General features: G+C 65.8%; 7 protein-coding genes and 3 pseudogenes. 5 read left to right on the plus strand and 5 right to left on the minus strand.

The window, feature by feature from the left end:
* Window positions 1-59: 59 nt before the first annotated feature.
* Window positions 60-672: pseudogene (locus ACSKB8_RS20820) on the minus strand (TetR/AcrR family transcriptional regulator).
* A gap of 128 nt (window positions 673-800) precedes the next feature.
* Here ACSKB8_RS20820 and ACSKB8_RS20825 point away from each other — a divergent pair.
* From ACSKB8_RS20825 to ACSKB8_RS20840, 4 genes and pseudogenes are all read left to right on the plus strand, one after another.
* The gene (locus ACSKB8_RS20825; RefSeq protein ID WP_438106065.1) at window positions 801-2,033 is read left to right on the plus strand and encodes a cytochrome P450; all 1,233 of its coding nucleotides are present in this window, start codon (window positions 801-803) and stop codon (window positions 2,031-2,033) included.
* 142 nt (window positions 2,034-2,175) lie between these two features.
* Window positions 2,176-5,815, plus strand: a pseudogene (locus ACSKB8_RS20830) (AsmA family protein).
* 362 nt (window positions 5,816-6,177) lie between these two features.
* Window positions 6,178-7,296, plus strand: a complete 1,119-nt coding sequence (locus ACSKB8_RS20835) for a DUF2336 domain-containing protein (RefSeq protein WP_176945292.1) — start codon at window positions 6,178-6,180, stop codon at window positions 7,294-7,296.
* 31 nt (window positions 7,297-7,327) lie between these two features.
* Window positions 7,328-7,567, plus strand: a complete 240-nt coding sequence (locus ACSKB8_RS20840) for a hypothetical protein (protein WP_130220842.1) — start codon at window positions 7,328-7,330, stop codon at window positions 7,565-7,567.
* 517 nt (window positions 7,568-8,084) lie between these two features.
* On the opposite strand, the gene cax is transcribed toward ACSKB8_RS20840, so the two are convergent.
* From cax to ACSKB8_RS20855, 3 genes are all read right to left on the minus strand, one after another.
* Window positions 8,085-9,188 carry a calcium/proton exchanger gene (gene cax / locus ACSKB8_RS20845; RefSeq protein WP_438106068.1) on the minus strand — a complete coding sequence of 368 codons (1,104 nt, stop codon included), beginning with the start codon at window positions 9,186-9,188 and terminating at the stop codon, window positions 8,085-8,087.
* 127 nt (window positions 9,189-9,315) lie between these two features.
* Window positions 9,316-9,597 (minus strand): hypothetical protein, encoded by a 282-nt coding sequence (locus ACSKB8_RS20850; RefSeq protein ID WP_128937720.1) that lies wholly within the window; start codon window positions 9,595-9,597, stop codon window positions 9,316-9,318.
* Window positions 9,598-9,898: 301 nt separating this feature from the next.
* Window positions 9,899-10,288: a DoxX family protein gene (locus tag ACSKB8_RS20855; RefSeq protein ID WP_438106070.1), complete on the minus strand. Its 390-nt coding sequence runs from the start codon at window positions 10,286-10,288 to the stop codon at window positions 9,899-9,901.
* A 153-nt stretch (window positions 10,289-10,441) separates the two neighbouring features.
* Here ACSKB8_RS20855 and ACSKB8_RS20860 point away from each other — a divergent pair, with 153 nt between their 5' ends.
* Window positions 10,442-10,822, plus strand: coding sequence for a winged helix-turn-helix transcriptional regulator (locus ACSKB8_RS20860; protein ID WP_438106071.1), 381 nt, complete (start codon window positions 10,442-10,444; stop codon window positions 10,820-10,822).
* A 199-nt stretch (window positions 10,823-11,021) separates the two neighbouring features.
* Here ACSKB8_RS20860 and feoB read toward each other — a convergent pair.
* A pseudogene (gene feoB / locus ACSKB8_RS20865) lies at window positions 11,022-12,894 on the minus strand (ferrous iron transporter B).
* Window positions 12,895-12,907: the final 13 nt, after the last annotated feature.

A 12,907-nucleotide genomic window follows, 5' to 3' on the forward strand; every position in this document is an offset into this window, starting at 1 on the left:
CTTGGCAGTGCTCGACTGCACGCCAGCGACGAATTGGCATTGCAACTCTCCAGCCGCTTTCAGCCCGCCGCCAACCCCGTTCTCCGTCGCAAATCCGTGATCGCGCGCAGAAAGCTGTCGGCCGGCGTCGTCTCGGGATCGATCAGCCGGTGCAGGCGAAAACCGTCTTCGAGCGCGAGCACGACGGAGGCCATCCAGGGCGGGTTCAGAGCTGTCATTCCGCCCGTTGCTCTTCAACGTCGCCTCGACGATGTCGGCGATCAGCTTGCGCCGCGCGCGGAGGCGTTCTGCAAGTTCCGGGCGGCGCTTCTCGGCGCGGGCGACGAACAGGATCATCTCCATGTGCAGCAGCGGCGAGCGGCCGAGCGGATCCTGTCTGCTGCGGTCCATCGTCTTCAGTGCCGCGATGAAATCGTCGAGATTGTCGTGCTGCGCGAGGATGTCGAGGTTGCGGCGGATCGACTGCTCGACATGGTCCTCGAGCATGGCGATGATCAATTCGTCCTTGCTCCTGAAGTTGGAATAGAACGCGCCGCGGGTGAAGCCCGCCGCGGCCGCGATCGCCTCGATGCTGGCGCCGCCGATGCCGTCTTCCTCGAACACGCGCGCGGCCGCCTCGAACAGCCTGTCGCGCGTATCGTCCCTGGTCGGCCTGGTTCTCACCCTTGACATCCCGGCAGCTTAGGGCAGATGCAACTCGATACAACAATGTATCGAGTTGAAAATTCCAAGGGATGGTTACGCCGGGCTGTCGGGCAGCCTTGCGTATTCGTGTCATGCGGCAACCGATTGAGGTCACCATGAACGAGCAAGTGCAAGGCGCGAACGGCGATCCGTTGTTCAACCCGCTGTCGCCGGACTTCATCCGCGATCCCTATCCGCATTACGACCGGCTGCGCACGATGGATCCGATCCATGTGACGCCGTTCGGCCAGTTCGTCACCAGCCGCCACGCCGATGTCAGCCTCGTGCTGCGCGACAGGCGTTTCGGCAAGGATTTCGTCGAGCGCTCCAAGCGCCGCTATAGCGAAAAGATCATGGACGAGCCGGTGTTCCGCAGCATGAGCCACTGGATGCTGCAGGCCGATCCGCCCGACCACACCCGCCTGCGCGGCCTGGTCGTGAAAGCCTTCACCGCCCGCCGCGTCGAGGACATGCGGCCGCGCATCCAGGAGATCGTCGACCAGACCATCGACGCCGTGATCGATCGCGGCCACATGGACCTGATCGAGGATTTCGCCTTCCGCCTGCCCGTCACCATCATCTGCGACATGCTCGGCATCCCCGAGGAGCACCGCGAGACCTTCTACAAGAGCTCGCGCGACGGCGGGCGGCTGCTCGACCCGGTGCCGCTCTCGCCCGAGGAGATCAGCCAGGGCAACGCCGGCAACCTGATGGCGCAGATGTATTTCCAGCAGCTGTTCGAGCTGCGCCGCCGCAGTCCCGGCGACGATCTCATCACCCAGCTCGTGCAGGCCGAGGAGGACGGCAACAAGCTCACCAATGAGGAGCTGACCGCCAACATCATCCTCTTGTTCGGCGCCGGCCACGAGACCACCGTCAATCTGATCGGCAACGGCCTCCTGGCGCTCCACCGCAATCCGGACCAGCTTGCGCTGCTGAAGGCGCGGCCCGAGCTGATGGTGGGCGCGATCGAGGAATTTTTGCGCTACGATTCCTCGGTGCAGATGACCGGGCGCGTCGCGCTGGAGGACATCGACGATCTCGGCGGCTTGAAGATCCCCAAGGGCGAGACCGTGCTCTGCCTGCTCGGCTCGGCCAACCGCGATCCGGCGGTCTATCCTGACCGGCCCGACCGGCTGGATGTCACCCGCCAGAATGTGAAGCCGCTGTCGTTCGGCGGCGGCATCCATTTCTGCCTGGGGGCCCAATTGGCGCGCATCGAGGCCGAGATCGCCATCGCGACGCTGCTCCGCCGGCTGCCGGATTTGCGCATCGACGACGTCGTAAACCCGCAGTGGCGGCCGACCTTCGTGCTGCGCGGCCTGACGCGGCTGCCGGCGAGCTGGTGAGGGCGCTCAGCGTTAACCTCCGTGCGCAACAGTCGCTGTGACTTCGCCACACTTCCCCCTATATAAGGGGCTGTTCCGGCCCGCCTGAAGCCTTCCCAGGGCAAGGTCTGGTCCGGGCGCCGTTTTGGCCGAGGGGAGACCCGTGCAGACGACGCTGCTCGGATTGGCGATTGCCTTCATCATTGCGCTTTTGGCCGCGCTGATCGGGCCTTACTTCATCGACTGGAACCAGTTCAGGCCCCAGTTCGAGGCGGAGGCCAGCCGGATCATCGGCGTGCCGGTGCGGGTGGCGGGCGCGCTCGACGCGCGGCTGTTGCCGGCGCCGACGCTGCGGCTGCGTTCGGTCACCTTCGGTGGCAACAACGATCTCGGCCGGCTGCGCGCCGACAAGCTCGACGTCGAGTTCAGCCTGGGCCCCCTCATGCGCGGTGAATGGCGTGCCACCGAGCTTTCGGTCGGCGGCATGGCGGTCGATCTCGGCCTGGACGCGCGCGGGCGGGTCGATTTGCCGTCCACTGCGAGCGGCGCCTTCAATCTCGCATCGCTCGCCATCGAGCGGCTCAATCTCACCGGCCGCATCGCCCTGCACGATGCCGCCAGCCGCTCGACGCTGGAGCTGAGCGACATCGCCTTTTCCGGCGACGTGCGCTCGCTCGCGGGCTCGGTGCGCGGCGACGGCCGTTTCACCGCAAATGGGGTGCGCTACCCATTCCGCATCTCCTCCGGCCTGACCGCCGACGGCAACGCCACGCGTCTCCACCTCAACGTCGATCCCGGCGAGCGTGCCATCCTCGCGGATCTCGAAGGCGTGCTCGCCTTCGACAACCGCTTGCCGAAATTCGACGGCGCGCTGACGTTCGCGGTGCCCGCGACAAAGAAAGCGGGCGAGGCGGGGCCGATGCCCTGGAAGCTCACGACCAAGCTCAAGGCAGATCCGGCCGGCGCCAAATTCGACCAGATCGAGGCCAGCTACGGCACGGACGACGCCGCGCTGAAGCTCGGCGGCGTCGGCGACCTCAAGTTCGGTGCCTCGCCGCTGGCTGCGCGCGGTGCTCTCGGCGCGGCAGGTCGATGCCGACAAGCTGACGGCCAAGGATGCTGCCAAGGATGCTGCCAAGGACGATGCCGATCCGCAGCGCGTCCTGCCGGCGCTGCGCGCAGGGCTGGCCGCGATCCCGCAGGCGCCGATCCCGGCGCAGATCGAATTCAACTCCGACCAGATCATGCTCGGCGGCCGTCCGCTCCAGAACATCAGCGCCGAGCTTCAGACCGACGGACGGTCCTGGACCTTCCAGCGGCTCGAGCTGCGTGCGCCGGGCATGACGCAGCTCTCGCTCAACGGCGCAGCTCCCGGCGCCGACAGCTTTAGCGGCCGCCTCAGTGTCGAGTTGTCCGATCCTGACACGCTGGTGGCCTGGCTTCAGGGCCGCAGCGAGGTCAACCGCCGCAGCACGCGGCCGCTGCGCCTTGCGGGCGACGTGACGATTGCCGCCAACCATCTCGCCATCGACAGGCTGAAGGCCGAGATCGAGGGCGGCGCGGTGGAGGGCCGCATTGCCTTCGTCCAGACCGGCGCCAGCAAGGGCTCGCGGATCGACGCCGAGCTCAAGGCCGACCGTCTCGACCTCGACGCCGCCGCAAGTTTTGTGCGCGCGCTTGCCGGGCCGCAGGGCGAATGGCCGGAGGAGGCGAAGCTCTCGCTCGATATCGGCCGCGCCACCTCCGCCGGCCAGGAGCTGCGGCCGTTCGCGGCAAAGCTCGGCTACGGCCCGGCGTCGCTGTCGCTGGAGCAGTTGCGGTTCGGCCAGGCCAGCGGCGTGACCACGGAGGCGAACGGCAGTTTTGATCGCAAGAATGCCACCGGCAAGCTCGCCCTGAAGTCATCAGCGAATTCGCTGCGCGAGCTGACCGCGCTGATCGAGCCATTTGCGCCCGCGGTGCGTGCGCGCTTCGATGCCATCCCGGCATTGCCCGGCGCGACGCGCCTGAAGCTCGACCTCAGCCTCGACAAGAACGCCGAGCATGCCGATCGCAGCAATGCCCGCGTTGTGTTCGATCTCGATGCGCCGCAGCTCAAGGCGACCGCGACGCTGGCCGCGCAGACGCCGGTGGCCGCCGTCAGCGGCATCGACATCGACCGCCTGCGCAACAGCGACTTCACGCTCGATTCGAAAGTATCGACGCCGCAGGCCGGCGCGCTGTTGGCCCTGCTCGGTCTCGATCGCATCGTGGCCGCAGGTGAGGGCGCTTCGCAGTTCGAAGGCAAGCTGACTGGCACCTGGCAGAAGCCGCTGCAATTGAGTGCAAAGCTCAGCGGCGGCGGGCTGGACGCGGATGCGCAAGGCAATTTTGACTGGTCGGCATCCAAGGGCAGTGCGAACCTGCGCGCGCGCAATGCCAATCTGGCGCCGCTGTTCGGAACCAGCTCCGCCGGCAAATCAGCGCAGAGCGTCAGCCTGTCCGCGCGCGTCGGCCTGTCCGGCAATCGGCTGATCTTCGACGATCTCGACAGCACCGTTTCAGGCTCGCATCTGCGCGGTCATCTTGCGGTGACGCTGGATCAGGAAAGGAGTGTCGATGGCGAGGTGGGCCTCGATTTGCTCGATCTTGCGCCGACGCTCGCGATGGCGATCGGAGCGGCCGGACATGATGCCGGCGAGCCGCTGAATGCGGGGCTCATCGGTGGCTGGCGCGGCCGCATCGCCTTCCAGGCGCTGCGCGGAACGCTGCCTGGCGGCATCGAGCTGCGCCCCTTCGCGGGCACGATCCGCGGCGACGGCCAGTCGCTCGCGCTCGATGCGCTCAAGGGCGGCATCGGCGGCGGCGAGATGTCGGCAAGTCTCGATGCGCGCGATGGCGCCAATGGCCTGGCGTTGAATGCGCGCATCGATCTCAGCAATGTCGATGCGGCGACGCTGCGCTACCGCGACCTCGCGCTGCCCAAGGGACGCGCCTCGGTGCAGATGGCGCTGACCAGCCAGGGCCGCAGCGTCTCGGCGCTGACCGGCGCGCTCGCCGGCAACGGCACCGTGACGCTCGACTCCGCCGAGATTGCCGGTCTCAATCCCCGCGCGTTCGAGATCGCCATCCGCGCCAGCGACGGCGGCCAGGTTAGCGACGACAACAGGCTACGGCAGCTGGTCGAGCCCGCGCTGTCGGCAGGCCCGATCGCGGTGGCCTCGGCGCAGATCCCGTTCACGATCCGCGATGGGCGCCTGCGCGTCGGCGCGACGCCGCTGGAAGCGAAGAACGCCCGCGCCATCGTCTCCGGCGGCTACGACATTCCCGCCGACCAGGCCGACATTCGCGCCAGCCTGACGCCGATCATGAACGGGCTCTCCGGTGCCCCGCCTGAGATCCAGCTGTTCGCGGCAGGCCCGCCCGACAAGCTGAGCCGCACCGTCGATCTCGCGCCGCTGTCCTCGTGGCTCGCGGTGCGCACGATCGACCGCGAGACCCGCCGGCTCGACGCGATCGAGCGTGGAGAGCCGCCGCCCGCCACCGCCGCACTGCCGACGCTGGTCTCTCCCGATGCCGCGCCGGAGCAGGCGCCGGCCAATGTGCCGCTGCCGGGGCCGGATCCGCGCCGCGCGCCGGCAAGGTCAAAGGGACCACCGATGCCGAAAGCCCCGCACGCCGCCCCCGCCGCGCCGAGCCCGCCGCTCGCAAGCCAGCAGCTTGCCCCGTTGCCGCCGCCGATCGACGTGAAGCCCGCCCCGGGCCCGCCGCCCGCCAAGCCCAAGCCGAAACCGCCGCTGGTGCTGACGCCGCAGAATCCGTGAGACGATGCTCGCCGCAGGCTCGGTCTTCACCTCTCCCCAGCGGGGAGAGGTCGGATTGCGCCTGGCGATGCGAAGCATCGTCCAGTGCAATCCGGGTGAGGGGCCGCAGCATTCGGTGAGACTATAACCCCTCACCCGGATCGCATCTTTCGATGCGATCCGACCTCTCCCTCCGGGAGAGGTGAAGCGAGACCTTCCGCGCCGGTAAACCGATTCCCGCGCATTTGAATGAATTTTGGTCGGCAAAACTGATTTGCCGATTTTACTGAATTCTCGCGTTTGATCTCTAGCGTCGGTCCTGAGGAATTCGCCGTCCTGCCAGCACTGACAGGACGGATCCGCCAAGAACTGGGGTTATCGAGATGAACGGGGCGAAGACGCTTCTACAGGATCTGGACGACGCGATCGCGCGCGGCACCGACGAAAGCCGGGCGAAGGCATTGTGGCATGCGACCGACATCCTGATCACCGGCCGCTACAGCGATGACGAGATCAGCACGTTCGGCGAGGTCATCGGGCGGCTCGCCGACGAAATCGAGGTCGCCGCGCGGGTGCAGCTCTCGGAGGTGATGTCGGCGTGCGACCACGCCCCGTTCAACGTCATCGCAAAGCTCGCGCTCGACGACGAGATCGAGGTCGCCGGTCCCATTCTGCGCGATTCCACGCGTATCGACGAGAAGATGCTGGTCGAGAGCGCCATGACCAAGGGCCAGGCGCATCTGCTCGCGATCGCCCAGCGCCAGTCGATCGGCGAGGCCGTGACCGACGTGCTGGTCAAGCGCGGCAACCAGGAGGTCGTGACCTCAGTTGCGAAAAACGAGGGCGCGCGCTTCTCCGGCTCAGGCCTGTTGCACATGGTGCGCCGCGCCGAGGGCGACTCGATCCTCGCCGAGCAGCTCGGCCTGCGCAAGGACGTGCCGCGCCACATCTTCCAGCAGCTGATCGCGAAGGCCTCGGAGGACGTTCGCCGCCGCCTCGAGACCGAGCGGCCCGAGATGATGGCGCAGATCCAGAGCTCGGTGACCGAGGTCACCGGCGACCTTCAGTCCAAGTTCGGTCCGTCCTCGCGCAGCTATTTCGTCGCCAAGCGCGTGGTGACGACGCAGTACCGCCAGGGCAACCTCAACCAGGATTCGATCTCGAACTATGCGCGCCAGCACCGCTTCGACGAGGTGCAGATCGGCCTGTCGCTGCTGTCGGCGCTGCCGGTCGACGTGATCGAGCGCGCGCTAATGGACCGCAACCGCGAGATGATCCTGGTGCTGTGCAAGGCGCTCGATTTCTCCTGGGACACGACCATGTCGCTGCTGTTCCTCGGCGCCAAGGATCATCTGATCACGGCGCGCGAGCTCCAGGACAATGAGCGCGAGTACGGCCGCCTCAAGATCGAGACCTCGCGCAGCATCTTGAAGTTCTACCAGTCGCGCAAGAACAGCGCGGGTGCCGATGCGGGCCGTCAGCCCGAGCTCCAAGTTCACTGACAGGTACACTGAGGACAAGGGAGTATCTGCAATGTTGCCTCAATTCGGCACCGCGGTCCGCAAGAAGATCAACAAGGCGCCGGCCGCCGATCTTGGCGGCGGTGCGCCGGACAAGGCGTCGGTCGACGTCGCCTGGCTCGTGCTGGAAGCCGCCAACGACCTCGGCGACCACGCCGCGATCGAAGCCTGCCGCCGCGTCATCGACGCCGAGCTGAACGGCACGGTGGCCGGCAGCGCGGATGTCGATCTCGTGCTGGGCTATTTCAGGTAAGGCTCGACCGTCGCGTCCGTAGCGGCTGCTTCCACGCCGTCATTGCGAGCGCAGCGAAGCAATCCAGAATCTTCCCGCAGCGGCAGTCTGGATTGCTTCGCGGAGCCCGTCATCGGGCCGCGCTGCGCGCGGACCCGTTGGCTCGCAATGCTTGATCCTGGACATGGTCGATCATAGCGGAGCGTAGCAGCCGCTGGATTGCGCCGGGGCCGTCGACCCAATCAAACGCGGCGTTCTGTCGAGTGAGGTGACGGCATCATGTATGTTTCCCGATAGGGAAACGAGACCGGAGGCCGCTTCGTGCCGCCTCCCTTTGATTGTCCTGGCAATCTCTCGACGATGCCATCATGCCGGTGTTTTGCCCCGACGGGTCAACCGGCTCGCAGCCGGTCGCGCGTTAGTCGCCAGGGGGCGACGACGGCGTCCTACACTCCGTTGCCAGGCTGTTTCCGCGGAGATGGTCTTCATTGCTTCGTTGCAAGGACTCCTCGCAATGATGGGTGGAAGCGGCCGTAGCCTAGACCGGGCCGTGCGAGCCGGGTGGGACCATGTAGAGCGTCATCGCGAAGATCGCGTAGATGCAGAGCAGGAGCGCACCGACGAACCAGGCCGATTGTCCGCCGTTGGTGATGAAGCTCGTCACCACGGCGGCGATCATGACCATGGTCACGGCTCCCGGCCAGAATTGAAGGTCCATGGGCTGCGGGCCGACGAAATAGCTCAGCAGCACGAGAACGGGTGCGACGAACAAGGCGATCTGGGATGCGCTTCCGAGCGCGATGCTCACGCTCATGTCGAGCCGGTTCCGGCGTGCCGCGGAAAACGCCACGGCCATTTCGGCCGCAGCGCCGACCAGGGCAACCACGATGAATCCGACGAATGCGGGGGTCATGCCGAGCGTTTCCGCAGCCTTCTGCACCGACTCGACGAAAATCTCGCTCACGAGCGCAACCAGCACCGTGACAATCCCCAGTGTCGGAACGGCGACCGCAACCGGTAGCGCCGGGCCGCCGCTCTCGCCATGGTCGCTGCTCGCAAACAGCTCCTTGTGCGTCTTCAGCGAGAACAGCAGGCTGAGACCGTAGGCCGCAATCAGCAGGACCGCCAAGGCGACGCTCAAGCGCCGCACCGTCGCCTCGTGTCCGGGAAAGTTGAGGTCGGCGACGGCCGAAGGGGATAGCAGGGCGATCGTGGCCATCAGCAGCAGCGCGGAATGAAGCCTGCCGCCCGCCCGGTTGTACTCCTGCACGCGATGCCTCAGTCCGCCCAGAAACAGCGATGCGCCCAGCATGAAGAGCGAGTTGGTCACGATCGCACCCGCGATCGAGGCTTTGACCAGCATGTATTGCCCGGCCTGCAACGCCGTGACGGCGATGATGAGCTCCGTGAGATTGCCAAGCGTGGCATTCAACAACCCGCCGACTGCATCACCGGTCTTCTCGGCCACGGCCTCCGTTGCGTGGCTGAGCAGGCTCGCGAGCGGCACGATGGCAATCACGGCCAGCACGAACAGCAGCGTATGCGCGTCCGGCATGACGTGCTCGAGCGCGATCACCACCGGCACGACGACCAGCATCCACAGAAGCGGGCTGTGCCGGATTTCCTTGAGCAGCGAATGCATGGTCCGTCCTTCGCGGTCAGGCCTCGACGCTGCCGCCGCAGATGGGTCCGGTATTGATCTGGCTCAACGACCTGCGGGCCCTCGAACCAGCGCGAGGTTCGTCGATCCGACGAGCCTCGCACGCGTCTCAATAGCAGGGCGGATAGGGGTAATATCCACAAGCCCGGCGATAGCCATAGGCACCATAGGCTGCAGCTCCGGCCGCTGCTGCACCATAGTAGGCGCGCCGATGGACCCTGCGATTGACGCCAGCAACGCTTCCGGGCGTGAGCGGGCGTCCGACGCGGGCCTCGGCGGTGTCAACGGACACGGCGAGCGCATCCACCGGCGAGGTGCGGAACGACAGAGGCGCTGCCGTGAACAGCGCGGCGGTGACGAACAGTCCGATCAGCTTGGCATGTCCAGTCATGTGCTCTCTCCCTTTGCAGGACGAGGAGAAAGCGTGACAGGCCGATGAGGTGGACCATTGACCGAGATCAATGCGGTCGTAGTTCCGAGGGGATCGCAAGCATCGCGCCGAGGCCGCATCTTGCCTTTCTTTCCACGATGCCATCATGCCGGTGTTTTGCCCGACGGGTCAATCGGCCCGCGCTCGCAGCTGGGATGGAGCGCAAGCGTAATCCGGGAATCCATCCGCGTTGAAGATCCCGGATTGCGCCATTGGGGGCGGCGCGTCGCACCGACCCGTTGGCGCCATTCGGGCTACAATGTCAGAACATCGTCGCCTGCACGTAAGGCGAGGGAACGTCACGCGCGGCGTTCTGCATGACGAACGAGGTGGTCAACAGGACACGGCCCACCACGGCGGGCACTGCACCGCTCGGCTTTCGGGCTCCGACATAAGCGAGGCCGGCCAGCAGCAGGTGATAGAAGATGCCGGCATAGGCGAGATCGCTGAGTGCGACGCTCACGCGCAGCAGGATCGCAGCCGGAGCCAACACTTTCACGACGATCATGAATGGCACGAGATAGGCCGGATAGCCGAGCTCCCCGAGGACCTGCCGGACCCGGACTCCTTTGGTGAGGTACGTGTAGGCAGAAATCAGATACAGCACGCACAGTAGCGCCGTGCTGATCCAGTAGGTGTAAATTGCAGCCATAAGGTCTCGTTGATCGCCGTTGCCGCGGCAATCTCTCCATCGTCTCGTTGGTTTCGCGTGGATGCGCAACCTTCATCGGCGCGCCTGCATCACGTATCGAAAATGCTGAGCAAGACTGAATTTCGCAAGTAGGATGAATAATCCGCAGCAAGTATGGAAAACCAGACCATGGCCGATGAAGCGCTCAACATGCACGAGGAGATGCGGCGCGCATTCGCATTGCTCTCGGGCAAGTGGAAGCTGGAAATCATGTGGCTGCTCAACCGGCGGATTTATCGCTTTGGGGAGCTGCGCAAGGCGATCCCCGGCATCACGCAGCACATGCTGACGGCGCAGCTCCGCGAGCTCGAAGCGGACGGCCTGGTGTCGCGCACCGTGTTCGCGGAAGTGCCGCTCCGGGTCGAATACGAGATCACCGAAAAGGCGCGCGGGCTCGGTCCGACGATGGAGGCGCTGACGGCGTGGTGGACCAAGTATGGAAAGAGCGTGCCGGCAAAGCCGGGCGGGCGCGGGCGCAAAGCCAGGCGCGGTTGAACTGTGCGCGGAGGCGCCGACGCGGGCCGACGATGCCATCATGCCGGTGTTTTGCCCGACGGGTCAACTGATTTTCCGAATTTCGACCAGTTGCCCCATCTACGGTCGGATGATTTTTGCCCGCGCGTAAGCCATTGATTTCACGACCCCCTCTACTGTGCATGGGGTTGTTTTCGCAGTTTTTGTTTTGGGAGGGGCTTTAGCCCGCCCCTAGCGCGACCGAGACATTGTAGGTCACGAGGCTCGCCGCATAGGCCAGCACCAGCATGTAGGTGAAGGTCACGGCCATCCAGGCCCAGCTTCCGGTCTCGCGCCGGATCACCGCCAGCGTCGAGGCGCATTGCGGGGCGAAGATGTACCAGGCCAGCATCGACAGGGCGGTCGCGAGCGACCATTTCGTCGCCAGCACCTGGCCGATCTGCTCGGCCGCCTCCTTGCCGCCCTCGATCGCATAGACGGTGCCGAGCGCTGCGACCGCGACCTCGCGCGCCGCCATGCCGGGGATCAGCGCGACCGCGATCTGCCAGTTGAAGCCGACGGGCGCGAGCAGCGGCGCGAGCGCCTTGCCGATCATCGCCGCCAGGCTGAAGTCGATCGCAGGCTCGGTGGCGCCCACCGGCGGCTGCGGAAACGAGGCCAGGAACCAGATCAGCACCATCATCGAGAAGATCGTGGTGCCGGCGCGCTGCAAGAACATCTTGGCGCGGGTGTAGATGCCGATCGCGATCGATTTCAGCCGCGGCATCTTGTAGTCCGGCAGCTCCAGCATGAACGGCGCCGGCGCATAGTCGCGCAGCATGAAGAATTTGATCAGGAACGAGACCACAAGCGCGCTGGTGATGCCGGCCGCATAGAGGCCGAACATCACGAGGCCTTGCAGGTTGATGAAGCCCCAGACGTCCCTGGCCGGAATGAAGGCGGAGATGATCAGCGTGTAGACCGGAATACGCGCCGAGCAGGTCATCAGCGGCGCGATCAGGATCGTGGTCAGTCGGTCGCGCTTGTCGTCGATGACGCGCGTTGCCATGATGCCGGGAATGGCGCAGGCAAAGCTCGACAACAGCGGAATGAAGGCGCGGCCGTGCAGGCCGGCGCCGCCCATGATGCGGTCCATCAGGAACGCGGCGCGCGCCATGTAACCGAAATCTTCCAAGAGCAGGATGAACAGGAAGATGATGATGATCTGCGGCAGGAACACGATGACGCTGCCGACGCCCGAGATGACGCCGTTCTGAAGGAAGCTCTGGAGCAGGCCGGCGGGGAGGGTGTTGTGCACGAGCTCGCCCAGCGCGTTCGAAGCCGGAGTTGAGCAGCTCCATCAGCGGCTGCGCCCAGGCGAACACCGCCTGGAACATCACGAACAGGATCAGCGCGAGCACGATGAGGCCGCCGACGGGATGCAGCACGATCGCGTCGATCCGGGCGGTCCAGGTGTCGGGGCTAGCAGGCAGGCTGACGCAATCGGTAATGATGCGGTCGGCCTCGCGCTGGGTGGCGCGCAACTCGGAGACGCTGAGCGCGCGCCAGTTGTTCTCCTGCGGTTCGGCGGCGAGTTTTGCCGCAATCTCGTCGGTCAGAGCCAGCAGATCGGCCGTGCCGCCCTTGCGCACCGCGATCGAGGTGACCACGGGCACGCCGAGCTCCTTGGCGAGCCGCTCCACGTCCACATCGATGCCGCGACGCGTCGCGATGTCGAACATGTTGAGCACGAGGATCATCGGCCGTCCCGTGCGCTTGAGTTCGAGCAGCAGGCGGATGGTCAGGCGCAGATTGGTCGAGTCGGCCACGCACAGCACGAGATCGGGCACCGTCTCGCCGGAGGCCTTGCCGAGCACGAAGTCGCGGGTGATCTCCTCGTCCGGGCTGCGGCCGCGCAGCGAATAGGTGCCGGGAAGGTCGACCACGGAGACCTGGCGGCCGAGCGGGGTGACGAAGAAGCCTTCCTTGCGCTCGACGGTGACGCCCGGATAGTTCGCGACCTTCTGCCGGCTGCCGGTCAGGGCATTGAACAGCGAGGTCTTGCCGCTGTTTGGCGTGCCCACCAAGGCGAGATGCAGCAGGGGCAATTCCATGGGAGAAAATATC

Source organism: Bradyrhizobium sp. BR 1432 (genome assembly GCF_051547705.1).
GTDB lineage: Bacteria > Pseudomonadota > Alphaproteobacteria > Rhizobiales > Xanthobacteraceae > Bradyrhizobium > Bradyrhizobium zhanjiangense.